The sequence below is a fragment of the Mycobacterium intracellulare ATCC 13950 genome (genome assembly GCF_000277125.1).
Classification (GTDB): Bacteria; Actinomycetota; Actinomycetes; order Mycobacteriales; family Mycobacteriaceae; genus Mycobacterium; species Mycobacterium intracellulare.
The window spans coordinates 1,738,296-1,756,285 of record NC_016946.1; the positions used below are offsets into that span (position 1 = coordinate 1,738,296).

The following is a 17,990-nucleotide window of genomic DNA, read 5'->3' on the forward strand; positions in this document are numbered from 1 at the left end:
ATTTCAGGCTATCCCGAAATCGATGATGCCCCGGACGATTTTGCCGTTGAGCAGATCGTCGTAGGCGTCGTTGACCTCGTCGAGGCGATAGCGCTTGGTGATCATCTCGTCGAGTTGCAACTGACCGGTCTCATACAGCCTCGCCAACCTGGCGACGTCCGCCTTCGGGTTACACGAGCCGAAGATGGTGCCCGCCAACGTCTTATTGGTCAAGATGAAGTCCTGCAGGTCGATCTTGACCGACCGGGTCAACTGCGACGTCATGCCGGTGAGCACACAGGTGCCGCCCTTGCGTGTGAGACGCACCGCATCGCGGACGTCCTCGGCGGTGATCAACGACGGCGAGACCACCACGGCGTCGGCCATCACCCCGTACGTCAGACCCCGCACCAGGTCCAGCGCCTCGGTCGTCGTCGCCACGCTGTGCGTGGCACCGAATTGCAAAGCCGATTTCTGTTTGAAGTCAACAGGATCGACCGCCACGATCTGCGCGGCGCCGTTGATCCGGGCTCCCTGGATGGCGCCCGTGCCGATCCCGCCGACGCCGATCACCACGAGGGTATCGCCGGCACGCATGTTGGACCGGTTGGCGACGGAACCGTATCCGGTCGGGATGGCGCACGACAGCAGCGCGCTCGAGGCCAGCGGCAGGTGTTGCTCGATCTTCACCAATGAATTCGTCGATACCACCGTGTGTTCGGCGAAGGCGCCGATCTTGGAGATGTGGCCCAGCTTCCGGCCGTCGGCCGTGTGGTGGCGGAACGTGCCGTCGGTGGGCATTCCCGGGACCATGGTGCCGATGCCCTGGTCGCAAAGGTACTCGATTCCGCTGGCGCACCAACGGCATTGGCCGCACACGGCGACGAACGACATCACCACGTGGTCGCCCGGCGCAAAGTCGGTGACGCCCGGGCCGACCTCACGCACGATCCCGGCGCCCTCGTGGCCGCCGATCGTCGGGAACATGGTGGGCAGGCCGAGGGATCGCATCACCTCATTGGGCGCCGACATGTCTCCTTTAAGGATGTGGTCGTCGGAGTGGCACAAGCCGGCGGCGGCCATCTGCACCAGGACCTCTCCGGCCTTGGGCGGATCCAGTTCAAATTCCTCGACCGACCACGGCCCTCCCACGTCGTGCAGGATCGCTGCGCGGCTTTTCATGCGGCGGGCGCGAAGGTGACCGGAAGCTTGTTGGGCGACCGGAAGGTTAGCCCGACGATCTTGGATTCCACGCCGGTGCCGTCGTCGGGGACGAACGCCAAATCCTCGACGCGATCGAACAGGCTGTTCAACATGACCCGCGTTTCCAGTCGCGCCAGATGCATGCCCAGGCACATGTGAATGCCGCCCGCGAAGGCGATGTGGGCCTGGCGCGGGCGGCAGATGTCGAACGTATCGGCATCGGTCCAGCGGGTCTCGTCGCGATTGGCCGAACCCATACACATGTCGATCTGGGCGTTGGCCGGGATTGTCTTACCGCCGATTTCGACCTCCTCGGTCGTGGTACGCATGACCGTGGTCAGTGGCGTTTCGAAGCGTAGGCCCTCCTCGATCGCCATCGGCAACAAGGATCGGTCCCGACGGACCATCGCCAGCTGCTCGGGGTGGGTCAACAGCAGATACAGCAAATTGCCCGACGAACGGTACGTGGTTTCCAGCCCGGCCGGAAGAAGCAGCCGCAGGAAGGCGATGATGGCCTCGTCGGTGAGCTTCTCGCCGTCGATCTCCGCGGCGACCAGGTCTCCGATGATGTCGTCGGTGAGCTTGCGCCTGCGCTGCTCGACCTGTTTGAGGAAGTAGTCGTAGAGCTCGTTGGCGGCGTTCAACCCCGCCTCGATGTCGGTCGGGATCGAGATGAGGTCGAGCGACAGGCGTCGGAACAGGTCGAGATCTTCGGCGGGCAGACCGAGCAGCGTGGAGATGATCCGCGTCGGGAACTCGAAGGTCACCGCCTTCACCAGGTCCGCCTGGCCGTCGTTCTTGATTTCGTCGACGAGCTGATCGCACACCGGCCCGATGACCGAGGGCTCCCACCGCGCCAGCGCGGTCGCACGAAAGGCTTTGGCCACCAGGTTGCGGTGGTCGTGGTGCTCCCTGCCGCCCATCGCCAAAATGGTGTGTCCCATCACCAGCCCGATGGTCTTGTCGTAGGCGGCCGACGTGAACACCCGGTCGTCGCGGAAAGCCTGGGACACAGCGTCGTAATCGAACAGGACCCATTCGTCGTCGGGCCGCAATTCCTCGGGCAGCTGTCCGGAATCGGCCAGGGAACCATGCCAGACCGGGTCCGTGCGCCGCATGTACTCGAAGAACGGATAGGGGCTGGTTTCACCGGTGAAGTCGAGCGGGGGCACCACGGGCTGACCGTTCGGGTCAGTGCTGAGCGTCATCAGCGCTTCCTCCTGAAAACAACCGAGTCAGGCCGTTCGCGCGGACCGATCGTCGACCGCGAGTCCACGGCGGGTGTGTACCGAGCGGAATTTAGCTATCATAGTATAAATAGCAACGAATCCCAACGGCTCGCGCGATCGCCACACCCCGGTTAGGCAATGCCGCAACGCGTTCGGCACGGCCGGTCCCGTTCGCCGCGCCGCCCCGGGGCTTTTCGCGCCAATACCTACCTCGTCTGCCTCCGGCCAAACGCGCAGGTCTACCTTGAAGGTGGTTTAGCGTGCATGACGAGCCGGAGAAAACGAATAGGTATGACACAGACGAACCTGGCCCGCCCACACGGCCTCACCCGCATCGACCCGGTACTGCGCGACGCCGCCGTCGAGTTGGGCGCCTTCGAGTTCCGCGCCGAGACACTGGCCGCCGAACGGGAGCACGCCAACCTGCTGGCCGCCCAGCGCGCCGCGGCGGCCGACACCAGCGGCGTCTCGATCGACTCCCGATCCATCGCCGGGCCCGGCGGTCAGCTGGGGCTCCGTTTGTACCGCGGCGACACCGAATCCCCGGCGCCCCTGGTGGTGTACGCCCATGGCGGCGGGTTCGTCACCGGCAACCTGGAGACGGACCATGCGCACTGCGTGGAGTTGGCCCGCGACGGCGGCTGTCTGGTGGTTTCCGTCGACTACCGGCTGGCGCCGGAGAATCCGTGCCCGGCGGCGCTGGACGACGTCGAAGCGGCCTTCCGCTACGTGGTCGACAACAGTGAAGAACTGGACGCCGACGCCGGCCGCATCGCGGTCATGGGGCGCGACGCCGGCGCGGCGCTCGTCGCCGGCCTGACCCAGCGCATGTTCGACCAGGAAGGTCCGGCCATCCTGATGCAGATCCTGCACCAGCCGATGCTCGACTCCGACGCCACGCCGTCGCGTCGCGAGTTCCAGCGCACCCCGGGCCTCAACGGCCCGGCCGTGAGCCGGGCATGGAATCACTACCTCGGCCACGCCAGCGCCAGTGGGCAACACGTCCCGGCGCACCGGGCAAACCTCGAGGGGCTGCCACCCACGTTCGTCAGCTGCTCCGAGATCGATCCCTGTCGCGACGAGGCCATCGACTACGCCAATCGGCTGCTGCACGCTTACGTCCACACCGAATTGCATGTGATTGCAGCGACCTTCAATGGCTTCGACTCGATGGTGCCGGATTGGATTGTTTCCCGGGAGAACCGGGCGCTGCACGCCCAGGCGGTGCGCCGCGTGTTCGCCATGTAGGAACGGCTCGTCCGGGTAAACGCGACGGCCCGCGCTGTTCGCCGAGGCGGAAATCTCGTCACCGCTTTTACCGACTGAACTCCGGTATCTCTTACCGTATTGCCCGTTGCTAACATCAGAAATGCCAGCCAACCGAGGACCGATCGGGCGGATGATCAAACACCCAAACCGTTTCCGTTGCACCCGCAGCGATCGAATGTCAAGAAGGATTCCCTCGGCACCATGACCACCATCGACTCCCCCGAAAAGGTCCTCTTCACCTCGACGACCCAGGCCTTTCTCGAAAAGGAAGCGCCGCTGCGCCGGGTGCGGGAGCTACACGCCGAGGGGGCGTCGTTTGACCCAGCGTGGTGGCGGCGCGCCGCGGAGCTCGGGTGGACGGGGCTGCTCGTTCCGGAGGAGCTGGGCGGCGGGAGTGTGTCGGAGAGCGGCTTCGCCGACCTGGCGATGGTCGCCGAGCAGCTCGGAAAGACGGTCGCGCCCGGGCCGCTGTATCCGGTCAGCACCGTCCTGTCGACGCTCGCCGAGTGCTCCAACTCCGAAGCGCACGCCGATGCCATCGAGGCGCTGATCGCGGGTGAATCGGTGGCGTCGTGGGCGGTTTGTGAGCCCGGCCAGGGCTGGGCGCCACTGGCTCCCGCGGTGACGGCGACCGAAACCGACGCCGGCTACCGCATCGACGGCGTCAAGGACCGCGTCGAGGCGGGCGCCCAGAGCTCGGCGCTGCTGGTGGTGGCGCGCGGCGGCCCGAATGGCGCTGAGATTCGCCAGTTTCTGGTCCCGACGGATGCTCCGGGCGTCAGCATCGAGCCCCAGCAGTCGGTGGACTTGGTCAAGCAATACGCCCGCGTGCGCTTCGAGGGTGTCGTCGTGCCCCGGTCTGTGGCCGTCGGCACCGCCGGTGAGACGCCCGCACTGGTCGATCGACAAAGCCAGATCGCCCAGGTGTTGCAGTGCGCCGAGGTCGTCGGCGTCCTGCAAACGGTGTTTGACTTCACCGCCCAGTGGGCGCTGGACCGGCACACATTCGGTCGCCCGCTGGCGTCGTATCAGGCCCTCAAACACAAGTTCGCCGACATGAAGCTGTGGCTGGAGGCCTGCCGGGCGACCACGTGGGCGGCGGTGGACAACGTGGCGGGTCGCGCGCCGCAGGCGGGATTGTCGGCCAGCATCGCGAAGTCCTACGTGGGGGAGATGGCCGGCCAGATCGTCCAGGCCTGCGTACAGATGCACGGCGGCATCGGTGTCACGTGGGAGCATGACCTGCACCTGTACCTTCGCCGGGTTACGTTGTACCGCAGCATGTTTGGTACGCCCGAGGAACACAACCTGCGGGTGTACGAGTTCGAAAAGGCGGGTCGTTCGGACAGATGACGCACACCGAATCTGTCGCAGAGTTCGCCGCCCGGGCCAGGGCATGGTTGGCCGACAACATGCCCGCCATCGACCGCGACGCCCCACCACCGGCCCCGCGCGACGACGAGCGGGCCTGGCTGCGGGCCCGAGAACTCCAAAAGCGCTTGTACGACGGCGGATTCGCCGGCATCTGCTTTCCCCGCGAGTATGGCGGTCTGGGGCTGGACTACGAATACCAAAAGGCATTCGACGCCGAAACCCTCGACTACGAAATGCCCCTGATCCTCAACACCCCGACGTTCACCATCTGCTGCGCAACGCTGCTCGACACCGGCAGCGAAGACCAGAAGAAGCAGCACATCGCCGCGGCGCTGCGCGGCGAAGAGGTGCTGGTGCAATTGTTGAGCGAACCCAGCGGCGGATCGGACCTGGCCGGCGTGCTCACCCGGGCCGAGCGCGATGGCGACCGTTGGATCATCAACGGCGCCAAGACGTGGAGCACGAGCGCCTTCGCCGCCGATTACGGCCTGTGCCTGGCCCGCACGAATTGGGATGTGCCCAAACACGAGGGCCTGACCATGTTCCTGGTGCCCATCTCTCATCCGGGAATCACGTTGCGGCACATCACCATGCTGAGCGGTTCCACCGAGTTCTGCGAGGAGTTCCTCGACGGAGTCGACGTTCCAGACGACGCCGTTGTCGGGGAGGTCAATGGCGGCTGGGCGGTGGCCTCGCGACAGCTGTACCACGAGCGCCGCGCAGTGGGGCAGGGCTCGGAGTTCGCCAGCGGCGGCGGCAGCGAGGGAGGCAACGCGATCCCGGTCGACTACGTCGGCCTCGTGGAGAAGACCGGACAGGCCGACGACCCACGCGTGCAGGAAAAGGCCGGCAGGGTCCTGGTGCACCGGGCGGTGGCCGAGCAGTTGATCGGCCATGTGTACCGCAGTGTCAGAGACGGCGTCCTGCCGCCGGCGGCCGGAACGCTCATCAGACTGTTCCACTCCGAAACCGTGACCACCGACGTCGACACGGCGCTGGAGATCGCGGGAAGCGCCGGCGTGGTGGGGGAGCCGGGCGCCGGCCTGGAGGCGGGGCTGCGCTACCTGTCGCGGCAGACGGTCGCGATCGGCGGCGGCACAACGGAAATGGCCCGCAACGTGATCGGCGAGCGGGTGCTGGGCTTCCCCCGCGAATATGCCGCCGACCGCGGGGTGCCGTTCAGCCAGGTACGGCATGGCGAGCGGTCCGAGCGGTCCTAGCCCTCGGCGACGACGTTCTCGGCCAGACCGCTGACCACCGGGATCTGCACCAGTGACAAGACGTGGTGCGCCGGGCTTCCCGGCGGGGCCACCAGCACGTACTCGCTGCCCTGTCGTTGTGCCCGCTCCCGCGCGGCGGCAAGGGCGCTGACGCCCGACGATCCGAGGTGGGTGACCGCGCTGAGATCGATGGTCAACGGTGCGACGCCGGAACGGCTTTCGACCGCGATCTGACGGTCCAGCGTGGACGCGGTGTTGGAATCGACGTCGCCGCTGACCACGATGCGGCCCGGTTCGGTGACCGCGGAGACGAATTCGGAGTTGACCGTCCGCTGACGGGTCGCGCGGCTGACCAGCGAGTCGGTAACGAAGTCCGCCGGCCGCGACAGGTGGTGCGTCACCCGCGCGGTCGTCCCATCGGGGCCGTGACTGACGTGCGCCTCCGACACCAAGGCTTCGGCCATGGCAAGGCCGCGGCCGCGGCCCGTTTCGCCTTCGCGGTGATCCTTCCACCGTCCGCGGTCGATCACCGAAATGTGCAGATCGCCGTCGCCGGACAGCATCGCTTCGACGTCAACGCCGTCGGAGACGTCGGTCGCGTACCCGTGCTCGACCGAGTTCTCGACGAACTCCGAGATCGCGTGCACGACATCGGAGATGTCGTCGGCGGTGGCGCCGATCTCCGCCAGCCACTGCCGGAGCCGAGTGCGTACCGCGCGGGCGGCGTGCAGGGTTGCGTCCAGCGTCATGTGCAGCGGCGCGGGTGGAGTGCGGCGTTGCGCCGCGAGGAGTGTCACGTCGTCGCTGTAGCCGGTCGAGCGCAGCAGCAGTTCCAGTGTCTCCGAACAGATTCGGTCGATCGCTCGCATCGATGATTCGATGACGAAGCCGCGTTGGCCGCCGGCGATATTCGCGGCCAGTTCGGCGAATTCGGCGGTGCTGGCGCCCAGTGGCCGGCCGGGCCGCTCGATCAGGCCGTCGGTGTACAGCAGGATCGAGTCGCCCACATCGAGGAACTCGGTGCGGACCGGAAACCCGGTGCCGCTGCCGAGCGGACCCGCGCCGGAAGGCTCGAGATAGCGCGAGGTCGCCTCGGACGTCACCAGCAGCGGCGGCGGGTGTCCGGCGGTGCAGTAACGGAATTCGCCGGTGCCGAAATCGAGCGCGCCGACGCAAATTGTGGCCGTGTTCGACCCGGGCACGTGCTTGCGGAACCGGTCGACGGCCTCGAGCGCCTCGGCGATCGGATATCCCGCCACGACCTGCATCCGCAGCGCGGTTCGCAGCTGTGACATCACCGCCGCCGCTTCGACACCATGGCCGACGACGTCACCGACGACGAGAACCAGCCTGTCCCCCAGGGGAATCGCATCGAACCAGTCGCCACCGGCCGCGGTGTCCTCCGCGGCGACGAGATACTGCGCCGTCACATCCGCGCCGGGAATGACGGGCACCGACGGCGCGAGCAACGCCTGCTGCATGACCGTGGCGGAATCGCGGACGTTGCGGTACCGCTCGGACAGCTCCTCGAGGCGCGCCTCGGCGGCCATCCGCGTTTGCACCCGGTCTGTGACGTCGGTGAACGCCAGCTGCACGCCCTCGATCGTGCCGTCCTCGGCGCGGCGTGCCGTGACGATGAAGTCGAAGAAGTGTTCCTGCGCCTGCCCCGCGCCGTCGAAGTCGGCTTGGACCCGCCACTCTGTTCCCGATTGCGGCTCGCCCGTTTGGTACACCCGGTCGAACATCTGGATGATTTCCTGGCTCACCAGTTCGGGATAGACCTCGCGCGTCAGCAGCCCGATCGAGTCGATGGGCGGACTGAGGACGCGGTACGCCGCGTTGACCGCGACGAATCGGTGCTCGGGCCCTTCAAGGCCGACCAACAGCATGGGGACATTCTCGAAGACGCGCCGCACGTCCTCGGCCGCGCCGACCGTTCGGTCCCAGTCCTTTTCGGCCACCATCTGGCCGTTCCTCCTCGCAGTTTTCGACGGGCCTGCGGGCTAATCAGAGTCGTAACCGGGTCAAATCAAGCGACCAATTTTGCACACGTAGATGTTCAGATTAGCAATGGTATTAGTTGCATATCGCAACGGTTTGATACCGGAGTGTTACATCCGGCGAATTCGGCGACGCGCAAAATTGACGTTGCCGAAAATCGAGATAGCCATCGGCGGTGGTGCGCGGGTGCGGAAACGCGTTGCACGAGTGCGCCATCGGCGGCGCCACGCGGACCCGTCACGTCATGCCCACACCCGCAATCAGGTGGATCGACTACGCGCTGCCAACGTGCGAGTGCGCGATGGCCGCCCAAAGCAACGGGCGCACATCATGTTTCGGTCGTCCAGCGGACTGCGCCCGGCGCGCAATCAGGCCGAGACGGGCTTCTTCGACGCCGGCGCGGAAACCTTCATCAGCTTCATCAGGTTGCCGCCCATGATCTTTGCCTTGTCCTCGTCGCTGAAATCGGCCAGCTCGTCGACGAACGTGATCGGGTCTTTCAGGCCCTCGGGGTGCGGCCAGTCGGATCCGAAGACCACCCGGTCGGTGCCCACCATGTTGACGATCTCGGTGAACCGGTCTTCCCAGAACGGGCTGACGTAGACGCACCGCTTGAACGTCTCGATCGGGTCCTCGGTGAACGCCTGCGGCATCTTCTTGTAGACGCCCTTGAGGCCCCGGAACAGGGTCGGCACCCAGTCCGCGCCGTTCTCGATGGACAGTATCCGCAGGTCAGGGTTGCGGGACAGCGCGCCATGGCAGATCAGGGCACCGAACGCATCCTCGATGGGGCGATGGCCCATGGCCAGGCTGCGGAAGGCGGTCGGCTTGAACGGCAGGAACTCGTCGCCCGGCTCCCAGATGTTGAGCAATTCGGAGTAGCCGCTGTCCGAGGCGTGCATCGAAACGGGGATCTCGGCCCGCACGCAGGCCTGCCAGAACGGGTCGAATTCTTCGAGCCCGAACGACCGGCTGCCGCGGTAGCCGGGCACCGGCGCGGGACGCACCAGCACCGTGCGGGCGCCGCGCTCCAGGCACCACTGCAGTTCCTCGAGCGCACGGTCCACGATCGGCAGGGTGATCACCGGGGTGGCAAAGATGCGGTCCTTATAGTTGAACGACCATTGCTCGTACATCCATTCGTTGAGGGCGTGGATGACGTCATGGGTCATCTCCGGGTCGTCCTTCATGCGCTCCTCGACCAGGCTGGCCAGTGTCGGGAACATCAGCGCGAAGTCGATGCCGAGCTCGTCCATGACCTCCAGGCGCGCGCCCGGTTCGCGGAAGGCCGGGATGGCTTTCATTGGCTCGCCGAGGATTTCGCGATAGCTCTTGCCCTGTGAGCCGTTGCGGAAGTAGTCCTCCTGGGCGCCCGGGCGTGCCACCACCTCGAACGTCGGGTTGGGGATGTATTCACTGATGTGGCCGCGCACCACGATCTTGGTGCGGCCGCGCACCTGGACGTAGTCGATGACGTTCTTGCGTTTGTCCGGCAGGAACTTGGTGAGCGCCTCCTGCGGCTCGTACATGTGGTTGTCCGCGTCGAAAACCGGGAAGGGAAGCTCGCGAGACGGCATGGCGATCTCCTTGCAAATGGTCTAAATTCTCATTGCGTGGTAACGACGTTACCACCGCTGGGCAGCGAGGGACACCCGCGCTATTCGTCGGCCCGCGGCCCGATCGTCGGCGTCGCGCCGTTGATGATGGCGAAGTTCACGGTGGCCGTGGCGAGCAATTCGTCGTCGTCGCCGTCTCCGTCGCCGAAAATGTCCACCTGCATCACCATCGCCCGTCGTCCGGATCGCAACACCTTGGGCACCGCGAACGCCGAGCCCTGGCGGACGGGCCGCAGGTAGCGCACAAACAGATCCGAGGTCGTCATCGTGGTGCCCGGCTCCAGGTAATCCAGCCCGAATTGGCCGCCCGCCACGTCCACCAGCGTCGCGATCAAGCCGCCCTGCAGGGCGCCGGACGTGTTGACGACTTGCGGGCTGACCGGCATGGTCATCGCGAACTCGCCGTTGCGGCTGCCCGGGCGCATGCCGATCTGAGCGAACAGCTCGGCCAGCGACGGGACCGTCGACTCTTCGTCCGTCTCGCGGATGCCGAGCGCGCGGCTGCAGAAGTCGTAGAGGTGGCCCGTATCCACGGGTGCGCCGTTCAATTCCGAACCCAGCCAACGCAATCGCTGCGCGCCCATCACCGTCTGCATGACGATGGCGGCGGCCGCACCGACGTCCAATCCGGGGTTGAAGACGCCCTCGGTGATGCCCTGCCCGACGATGTCGCGAGTCAGCCGGTGCAACGGTGTGAGCACCCGGGCGTAGTCACGGGGACGAGTCTCGGCCAAGTGCTGGTTGTAGAGGGTCAGCGCGCGATTCAGACTGTCCTGGGTGCTCGATTCCGGTTGCTCGCTGAGCCGATCGATCAGCAATTTTAGCGCCGACGTGCTGTCCAGTCCCGCGGTTTCGGCGCGCCAGGCCTGAACCGATTGAGCGATGGTTCTGTCGAACAGCGCCAGAAGTAGTTCGTCCTTGCTGGCGAAGTGTTGGTAGAAGGCCCGCAGCGACGTCTTGGAGCGGGCGACGACCTCCTGCACGGTGAAGTCGGTGCGTCCCGTCTCGCCCAGGATCGCGACGGCGGTCTTGATGAAGCGGTCGCCGCGCGTCACTTCGGCTTCGTCATTCGGGGCGGTCATCGGCGCTGTTCCCTTCCCTGGCGCAGTCCTTACGCTCTGAGAATGAGGTTACCGCGTCCTGGGGCCCATCCGCGAAGCCATACCTTCTGGGTCGTCGCGCCGACCGACGGTCGGACGCTCAGCCGCCCCGCGCCGCGATCATCGCCGAGCGGTTGACCTTGGTGGCCGCGGTGCGCGGTATCGCGTCGACGAATTCCACCGTCTTGGGCGCCTTGTAGGGGGCCAGGCGGCTCTTCGCGTAGTCGATCACGCCCTGCTCGGTGAGGGGCTCGGCGCCGTCGGCCTCGGCGCGCTGGATCACCGCGTGCACGCGGCGCCCCCACTGCGGATCGGCAAGCCCGATCACGACCACGTCGGCGATACCTGGGTGGCCGGCCAGCGCCGACTCGACCTCGGCGGGAAAGACATTGGCGCCGCCACTGACGATCATGTCGACGCGGCGGTCCACGATGTAGAGAAAGCCGTCCTCGTCGAGGTGGCCCATGTCCCCGGCGGAGCGGAAGCCGTCCTCGGTCGACGGCAGTGGGGGCGCCCCACCCAGGTAGCGATACCCCGCGCTCATCGGTGCCCGCAGATACACGTCCCCGTCCTCGCCGGGACCCAGCGGCCGCTTCTCTGCGTCCAGAATCCGGATCTCGGTGTCCCGGAATCCGCGGCCCACGCTGCCCGGGTGGGCGAGCCACTCGTCGCCGCGCAGCGCGGTGAGCCCCAGATTTTCCGTCATCCCGTACGCCGTCACGATCTGCTCCGGGCTGAGCAGTTCGAACCACGTATGCAGCAACGAGGGCGGCATCACCGCGGCGCCCTGCAGAATGAAGACGATGCTGGACAGGTCGCGCTCCCGGACGTCGGGCCGGGCCGCGATGCGCGCCAGCATGGTGGGCGTCGCGGTGAAGTTGGTGATCCGAAAGCGCTCGATCACATCGAGAGCCAATGCGGCGTCGAACTTTTCGAGTATCACCAGATGGTCGCCCGCCAGCAGCATGAGGAAGGTGGCGAAGCCGTTGGTGTGATACATCGGCGCGGGCACCATGATCGTCTGCGGCTGGGAAACCGGTGTCCAGTTCGACAGGAACGGCTCGCCCTGCTGGGGGATCCACAGTGAGGGCGCCAGGTTGAGGATCACCTTGGGCACGCCGGTCGAACCGCTGCTGCAGATCCCGTTGGCGGTGGGGGAGACGGCCACCGGCAGGGGGCCGTCGGACTCGGCGGCCGCGCGGGCGTCGAGGTCCCAGCGGCTCTTTTCATCGACGACGACGGCGGGATCGATCACCTCGCGCACCCGGTCGCGCTCCCACTCGGGAAGATCCCAGTGCATGGGCACCGGAACCGCGCCAATCTTCCAGCACCCCAGCGTCGCCAGCACCAGATGCTGGGAATTCGGAATAGCAAGCGCCACAAGGGAACCGATTGCGGCGCCGGCGGCGGCGAGGGCGCGGCCCCACTGGTTGGCGCGGGCGTCGAGCTCACCGAACGTCAGCGTCTGCGCGGTGCCGTCGAGCGCGACGATCGTGACGCCGGCATCGTTCCCACGTTGTTCGGCGAGCTCTCGCAGCTTGGTTCCGAAGGGAACCCCGTCGGCGAACGGGTTCGCCGCCGCTTCGGCCGCGACAGGTTCGCTACTCACCTGCGCCGCTCCTCCTCATCGCTTCGCTCTGCATCGTCGCCGGCGGTCACCTTCGCCGCTCCTCCTCATCGCTTCGCTCTGCATCGTCGCCGGCGGTCACCTGCGCCGCTCCTCCTCATCGCTTCGCTCTGCATCGTCGCCGGCGGTCACCTTCGCCGTTCCTCCTCAATCGTCGTGCGGCGGCTCACGCAGATACCGGCTCGCTGAACAGCGTCTCCAGCGACCCGTCCGACACGCTGGGGATCAGGCGCAGGGCGAGTTCGTCGGTGCCCAGCGGCAACCGGATCAGCGGCTGGGTGTGCCGGTCGAGCACGCTGACGTCGGACTCGTCGCAGAAACCCAGGGCCCCGAGTAACTGGTGCGACGTGCGCATCACCTGGCGCGCGGTGTCGGCGGCTTTGAGCCGAAGCACCAGTGCGTCGGCCGAATGGATCGGCGCCGGCAGCGATTCGGGTCGGCAGATCGTGTACTTCGCGAGTTCGTGCAGCCCGCGCACCGCGACGGCGGCGTCCGCGACGGCAAACCTGACGGCCTGAAAGTCCGCGAGCGGCTTACCGAACTGGATCCGGGCGCGCACGTGCTCGGTGACGATCTGCAGCGACTGCTGCACCGCTCCCAGAATCCGCCATGATCCGAGCACGAGATGAAGGTTAACGTCGGGGGCTCCGACGCTTCCCTCGGGTGCGCCCAAGGTCGCCGGAACCAGGAACGGCCCCAGCTTGGCGCCGGTGCGCGCGGCCGGCCGCGGCCGGTACCGGTTGCCGTCCAGGTCCGCGGCGATCCAGTCGCCGGCCAAATCGCCGTGGTCGATGCGCGGGGCTTTCGGATTCACCAGGGCCAGCCGCGCGCCATCGATCGACAACAGCTCCTCCACAAGTGGATAGGGCAGCACCGTGGCGCCGGCGGCCTGGCACAGCACCGCGGCGGCCAGCAGATCGTCCGGGGACGAGCGCACGTCCAGGTCGAACGCGCCCACCTCGTTCAACGCGGCACGGGCCGCGTCCCGGACGGAGTCGTCGGCCTCGGCGCGCAGCGCGGCCGGCGGTCCGCCTAATCGGGTGAGCCGCTTGCCCGCGACGGCGGCGAAGTCGCTGATGTCTTGTGGCAGATCGGTTTTCACCGGCTTCCTCCCAACACGTCTCGTGCCACCAGCATCTTCTGCACTTCGATGGTGCCCGATGCGACGGTGGCCGCCTGTGCGTAACGCCAATGGTCTTCGATCGCCCCGTGCAGCGGCGCGGAACTGCCGCTGTCCAGCGCCGTGGGGCCCAGCACGTCGAACAGCAGCTCGGCCACCTGCTGATCGAGGGTCGTCGTGACGATGCGCGCGGCGCTGGCGGCCGCGCCCGCCGCCGGATCGTCCTGCAGTGACACGGCGCGATAGGCCAGCAGCCGGGCGACCCGCAGGTCGACCAGCGCCCGCACCCACCGCGTCCGAATCGTCTCGGGCAGCTCGTCCCACTCGTCGCCGAGCTGGCTGCGCATGCGTTCGAGCAGCGACTCGCACCGCGCGTAGCGGGCGATGCCCACCCGCTCGAAGGCCAGCGCCTCGCGCATCACCCGCCATCCGTCGCCGACCTCGCCGAGCACGTCGCCGGGAAACGCCTGCACGTCGTCCAGGAACATCTCGTTGAGATGGTGCGGCCCCAGCATCGACGGGATCGGCCGGACGGTGAAACCGGGACGGTCCATCGGGATCAGAAACAGGGTGAGCCGCTTGTGTTTTGGGGCGTCGGGGTCGGTGCACGCCGCCAGCACGCACCACGACGCCATCAGCGCGTACGAGGTCCACACCTTCTGCCCGGTGATGCGCCATCCGTCACCGTCGGCGACGGCGCGGGTACGCAACGACACCAGGTCGGTTCCGGCCTCGGGCTCCGAAAAGCCTTGGCACCAGATGACATCCCCGGCGGCGATGGCCGCCAGGTGCTTGGCTTTCTGTTCCTCGGTCCCGTACCGCATCAGCGCCGGCCCGACCCAGTTGATCCCCATGTACTGCGGACCGCGCGGCTCGTGTTGCGCCCACATCTCCTCGCGCAGCACCGTCTGCTGCCAGACCGAACCCCCGCCGCCGCCATGCTCTTTCGGCCATGCCAGCGCGAGCAGCCCCTCGGTGGCCAGCAGTTTGCAGAACGTCTCGGTGGTGGCGAGGTCCTGCGGGTTTTCGGTGCAGGCGCCGAGGAAGTCGGCGGGGATGTGGTTGGCGACCAGCTCGCGCAGGTGGCTTCGCAGTTGTCCGGCGTCGTCGCCGAGGTCGTAGTCCATCGTGGTCATCCCTTCGGCAGTCCGAGCAGCCGCTCGGCGATGATGTTGCGCTGCACCTCCGACGTTCCGCCGTAGATGGTCGCGGCCAGCGCGTCCTGACGTTCGAACAGCAGGTCCGGATCGGCGGCCGACTCCGGGCCCGCAGCGGCGGCGCCGAGTTCCCAAACACGCTGCAGCGTAAGCGATCCGAGCAGCTTCATGGTGTCGGCTTCTGGGCTGGGCCGCCCCGCCAGCTCGTTGCCCAGCGCGCGATATCCGGTGGCCCGCAGGGCTTCGGCGTCGGCGATCAGCGAGCCGAGCTCGGTGTAGACGTCGTCGCCCGAGACCCCGGCGCCGGCGGTGCGCACCGCCTCGAGCCCGCGTTTGATCTCGACCCAGTTCATGATCCAGATCATCTGGCGTTCATGCTGCAGCGACGACAGGGCGACATTCCAGCCGCCGTTGAGCGGCCCCAGCAGGTTGTCGCCCGGCACCTCGACGTCGTCGAGGAAGACCTCGCAGAACGTCTCGTCGGAGATCGACGCCATGCGGATCGGCTCGATCCTGACCCCGGGCGCGTGCAGATCCAGGATCAGGCAGGAAATGCCCCGGTGTTTCGGCGCATCGGGATCCGTGCGGGCATACAGGGTGCACCACCGCGACTTGTGGGCCTGGGTGGTCCAGATCTTGTGGCCGTTGACCCGGAACACGTCGCCGTCGCGTTCGGCGCGCGTGCGCAGTCCGGCGAAATCGGACCCGGCTTCGGGTTCGGACATGCCCAGCGCCCACCATTCGTTACCGCGTAACAGCGGGACGAGCAGGCGCTCGACCTGGGCGGCGGTGCCGAACTGACGAATGCCGGGCGCGGCGACGTTGGGACCGGCGATGTTGGGCAGTTTGGGCGCCGAGCGCAGCGCGGCCTCGATCCGGACCTCCATGGCGTCGCGCAGACCGAGGGACCGTCCGCCGTGTTCGCGGGGCCAGGTCGGCTGGATCCATCCGGCCTCGAACGCGGCCCGCTGGTAATCGCGCCGCAGGCCCAGGTCCCACCGGTACTGCCGATACTTCTCGTAGTAGTCGTCGGGCAGGAACTCCGCCAACCACGCGCCGAATTCGTCCACCACCGGGCTCACGCGGCGCCCCCGCAGAATCGGCGGCCCACCTCGTGGTAGAGCGCGCGACTGTCGCCCAGCAGCGCGGCGCCCTGCCAGGCGCGCCTGACGTAGAGGTGGACGTCGTGCTCCCAGGTCTGACCGAGCGCGCCGTGCACCTGGACCGCCGTGCGCGCACAGGCGGCGGCCGCGTCACCGGCCGCCGCTTTGGCGAGCGCGGCGGAGGTCCACGCGTCGCCGGGTGCCGCAGCCGGATCGGCGAGCCGGGCCGCGGCCGCATACGTCAGACTGCGGGCGCGTTCCAGGCCGACGTAGTTGTCGGCCAACGCGTGTTTGATCCCCTGGTATGCGCCGATCGGTTGGCCGAACTGGCGCCGCGACTTCGCGTGCTCGACCGAGCGGCGCAACGCGGCGCTCGCGACGCCGATCAGGTCCGCGGCGCAGGCCACCCACGGCGCCGTCAATGCGGACTCGACGTCGGCGCTCGCGACGGCCACGGGCTCGGCGTCGATGTCGGCCGTCGCCAACGGCTGGGCGGGGTCGGTGGAGTCAGCCGCGGGCACCACGGTGACACCGTCGCCGCAACGCGCGACCGCCGCCACGGTGTCACCGGCGTCGTCGCGGGCAAGGGTGACGACCAGCTCGGCGCGCGACAGGTGGGGGACCGCGACCGCACGACCGCGCAGCCGTCCGTCGCGCAGGGTCATCGGCGCCCCGGGCAGGCGCGACCCGGGGGCGTGGACGGCCAGCGTCGCCACGGTTCCACCGGCGATGTCGGCCAGGACCGAGTCGAGTCCGGCGTCACGCAGCACGCCCGCGGCCAGACCGACGCTGCTCAGCAAGGGGATCGGGGCGAGGGCGGCACCGCATTCCTCGAGAACCACGGCCAGCTCGACCGGCCCGTAGTCGCCCGCCTCTTCCTCGGAGGGGGCGGCGAGCTCGGTCCACCCGAGATCCACGACCGTCTTCCACAGGGCGCGCCAGCGCTCCGGATCCGTGAGCGCTTGGCGGGCGGCCTCAGGCGGGCACTCCGTACGTAATATGTCGCGTACGGCGTCGCGGAGCGACAACTGCTCCGAGTTCAGCCCTACATCCATAAGACCTCTAACATAGTAAAGATAATAAACTAGCCCTGCCGTCAATGACACGGGGTCAAACGCATAGGTGGCGCATGGCCGAGTGGTATCTGTTCCTGCCGCAGGTCCGGTTGTCGGCGGGCGACATCGCCGAGCGTGCGCGCCGGGCCGAGGCCAGCGGTTTCGACGGCATCGCTTTCATCGATCACCTCGAGGCGCCCGGCCTGCCCGACGAAAGCATCTGGGAGGCAATGGGGATCGCCACCTGGGTGGCCGCCAAGACCGAGCGGCTGCGGATCGGTCATCTGGTGCTCTGCGACGCCTTCCGGCATCCCGCGGTGCTGGCCAAACAGGCCGTCACCCTCTCAGAGGCGTGCGGCGGCCGATTCGAGCTCGGTCTGGGGGCGGGGTCGTGGCCCGCGGAGTTCGCCAGATTCGATGTCGGCCAGCAGGATCCGAGAGCACGGGTCGATCAGCTCGACCGCCACCTGAGACTGCTCAGGCAGTACTGGGGCGACGGGACGGGGGAGGCCGCGGTGGCGCCGCAGGCCCCGCGTCGGTCCTACCCGATACCGCTGGTCCTGGGTGGCAGCGGACCCCGGATGATGGAACTCGTTCGCAGATACGCGGATTGGTGGAATCTGCCTGCCCATCAGCTCGACAAGCTGCCGACGCTGGCCACGGCCGCCGGGACGGCCCGGTTGTCCATCCAGCAGATGGTGGGCTTCGTCCGGTCCGGCGCCGATCCCGACACCGTGCGCGAGGTGAGCACCCGGCGATTCGGCAACCTGGGATCCGGACTGGTCTGCGGGGATGCCCGCGAGCTGGTCGGGCACTTCAGCGGACTGGCCGGGCAGGGGGTCGAGCGGTTCTACGTCTGGTTCGCCGACTTCGCCGCACCGGACTCGTTGCACGAGTTCGGCGAATCGGTGATCAAGCCGTTCCCGGCGCCGTAGGC

At 67.5% G+C, this 17,990-nt stretch carries 14 protein-coding genes and 1 pseudogene; 4 read left to right on the forward strand and 11 right to left on the reverse strand.

The window, feature by feature from the left end:
- Nucleotides 1-3 precede the first annotated feature (3 nt).
- On the reverse strand, nt 4-1,161 hold the full coding sequence (locus OCU_RS33335) for a Zn-dependent alcohol dehydrogenase (RefSeq protein WP_009957681.1): 1,158 nt from the start codon (nt 1,159-1,161) through the stop codon (nt 4-6).
- The gene (locus OCU_RS33340) at nt 1,158-2,390 is read right to left on the reverse strand and encodes a cytochrome P450 (RefSeq protein ID WP_014941546.1); all 1,233 of its coding nucleotides are present in this window, start codon (nt 2,388-2,390) and stop codon (nt 1,158-1,160) included. The genes OCU_RS33335 and OCU_RS33340 overlap by 4 nt, the downstream gene beginning before the upstream one ends.
- Before the next feature lie 312 nt (nt 2,391-2,702).
- Between OCU_RS33340 and OCU_RS33345 the strand changes: the two genes are divergently transcribed.
- The 3 genes from OCU_RS33345 (at nt 2,703) to OCU_RS33355 (ending at nt 6,274) form a co-directional block, all read left to right on the forward strand.
- The gene (locus tag OCU_RS33345) at nt 2,703-3,659 is read left to right on the forward strand and encodes an alpha/beta hydrolase (protein WP_008255011.1); all 957 of its coding nucleotides are present in this window, start codon (nt 2,703-2,705) and stop codon (nt 3,657-3,659) included.
- Between the two features lie 222 nt (nt 3,660-3,881).
- Complete coding sequence (locus OCU_RS33350; protein WP_026071493.1) at nt 3,882-5,033, forward strand: acyl-CoA dehydrogenase family protein; 1,152 nt, start codon at nt 3,882-3,884, stop codon at nt 5,031-5,033.
- Complete coding sequence (locus OCU_RS33355; RefSeq protein ID WP_009957678.1) at nt 5,030-6,274, forward strand: acyl-CoA dehydrogenase family protein; 1,245 nt, start codon at nt 5,030-5,032, stop codon at nt 6,272-6,274. Before OCU_RS33350 ends, OCU_RS33355 begins: the two co-directional genes overlap by 4 nt.
- Here the strand turns inward: OCU_RS33355 and OCU_RS33360 are convergent.
- From OCU_RS33360 to OCU_RS33395, 9 genes and pseudogenes are all read right to left on the reverse strand, one after another.
- A complete protein-coding gene (locus OCU_RS33360; RefSeq protein WP_009957677.1) occupies nt 6,271-8,238 on the reverse strand; it encodes a SpoIIE family protein phosphatase in 1,968 nt (655 codons plus the stop codon). The genes OCU_RS33355 and OCU_RS33360 overlap by 4 nt on opposite strands.
- Nucleotides 8,239-8,643: 405 nt before the next feature.
- Nucleotides 8,644-9,852, reverse strand: coding sequence for an amidohydrolase family protein (locus tag OCU_RS33365; RefSeq protein WP_008255021.1), 1,209 nt, complete (start codon nt 9,850-9,852; stop codon nt 8,644-8,646).
- A gap of 80 nt (nt 9,853-9,932) precedes the next feature.
- Complete coding sequence (locus OCU_RS33370; RefSeq protein WP_008255023.1) at nt 9,933-10,973, reverse strand: hotdog fold thioesterase; 1,041 nt, start codon at nt 10,971-10,973, stop codon at nt 9,933-9,935.
- Between the two features lie 118 nt (nt 10,974-11,091).
- On the reverse strand, nt 11,092-12,600 hold the full coding sequence (locus OCU_RS33375; RefSeq protein ID WP_008255024.1) for a class I adenylate-forming enzyme family protein: 1,509 nt from the start codon (nt 12,598-12,600) through the stop codon (nt 11,092-11,094).
- Between the two features lie 184 nt (nt 12,601-12,784).
- A complete protein-coding gene (locus OCU_RS33380; protein ID WP_008255026.1) occupies nt 12,785-13,720 on the reverse strand; it encodes an acyl-CoA dehydrogenase family protein in 936 nt (311 codons plus the stop codon).
- Nucleotides 13,717-14,874, reverse strand: coding sequence for an acyl-CoA dehydrogenase family protein (locus tag OCU_RS33385; RefSeq protein ID WP_009957675.1), 1,158 nt, complete (start codon nt 14,872-14,874; stop codon nt 13,717-13,719). The genes OCU_RS33380 and OCU_RS33385 overlap by 4 nt, the downstream gene beginning before the upstream one ends.
- On the reverse strand, nt 14,871-15,392 hold the full coding sequence (locus tag OCU_RS51945) for an acyl-CoA dehydrogenase family protein (RefSeq protein ID WP_457920427.1): 522 nt from the start codon (nt 15,390-15,392) through the stop codon (nt 14,871-14,873). Before OCU_RS51945 ends, OCU_RS33385 begins: the two co-directional genes overlap by 4 nt.
- A gap of 9 nt (nt 15,393-15,401) precedes the next feature.
- Nucleotides 15,402-15,977, reverse strand: a pseudogene (locus tag OCU_RS51950) (acyl-CoA dehydrogenase family protein); the annotation flags it as partial.
- Nucleotides 15,974-17,053, reverse strand: coding sequence for an acyl-CoA dehydrogenase family protein (locus OCU_RS33395; protein ID WP_026071491.1), 1,080 nt, complete (start codon nt 17,051-17,053; stop codon nt 15,974-15,976). The gene OCU_RS33395 and the pseudogene OCU_RS51950, both read right to left, overlap by 4 nt.
- Before the next feature lie 74 nt (nt 17,054-17,127).
- On the opposite strand from OCU_RS33395, the gene OCU_RS33400 reads away from it, so the two are divergent.
- Nucleotides 17,128-17,988: an LLM class flavin-dependent oxidoreductase gene (locus OCU_RS33400; RefSeq protein ID WP_009957535.1), complete on the forward strand. Its 861-nt coding sequence runs from the start codon at nt 17,128-17,130 to the stop codon at nt 17,986-17,988.
- The last annotated feature ends 2 nt before the right edge of the window (nt 17,989-17,990 follow it).

What these genes read in the sequence shown, in the direction of transcription:
- OCU_RS33340 (WP_014941546.1), bottom strand. Translation starts at nt 2,390, where the DNA reads ATGACGCTCAGCACTGACCCGAACGGTCAGCCCGTGGTGCCCCCGCTC.
- OCU_RS33345 (WP_008255011.1), top strand. Translation starts at nt 2,703, where the DNA reads ATGACACAGACGAACCTGGCCCGCCCACACGGCCTCACCCGCATCGAC.
- OCU_RS33355 (WP_009957678.1), top strand. Translation starts at nt 5,030, where the DNA reads ATGACGCACACCGAATCTGTCGCAGAGTTCGCCGCCCGGGCCAGGGCA.
- OCU_RS33350 (WP_026071493.1), top strand. Translation starts at nt 3,882, where the DNA reads ATGACCACCATCGACTCCCCCGAAAAGGTCCTCTTCACCTCGACGACC.
- OCU_RS33385 (WP_009957675.1), bottom strand. Translation starts at nt 14,874, where the DNA reads ATGACCACGATGGACTACGACCTCGGCGACGACGCCGGACAACTGCGA.
- OCU_RS33365 (WP_008255021.1), bottom strand. Translation starts at nt 9,852, where the DNA reads ATGCCGTCTCGCGAGCTTCCCTTCCCGGTTTTCGACGCGGACAACCAC.
- OCU_RS33360 (WP_009957677.1), bottom strand. Translation starts at nt 8,238, where the DNA reads ATGGTGGCCGAAAAGGACTGGGACCGAACGGTCGGCGCGGCCGAGGAC.
- OCU_RS33370 (WP_008255023.1), bottom strand. Translation starts at nt 10,973, where the DNA reads ATGACCGCCCCGAATGACGAAGCCGAAGTGACGCGCGGCGACCGCTTC.
- OCU_RS51945 (WP_457920427.1), bottom strand. Translation starts at nt 15,392, where the DNA reads ATGGCGTCGATCTCCGACGAGACGTTCTGCGAGGTCTTCCTCGACGAC.
- OCU_RS33395 (WP_026071491.1), bottom strand. Translation starts at nt 17,053, where the DNA reads ATGGATGTAGGGCTGAACTCGGAGCAGTTGTCGCTCCGCGACGCCGTA.
- OCU_RS33335 (WP_009957681.1), bottom strand. Translation starts at nt 1,161, where the DNA reads ATGAAAAGCCGCGCAGCGATCCTGCACGACGTGGGAGGGCCGTGGTCG.
- OCU_RS33400 (WP_009957535.1), top strand. Translation starts at nt 17,128, where the DNA reads ATGGCCGAGTGGTATCTGTTCCTGCCGCAGGTCCGGTTGTCGGCGGGC.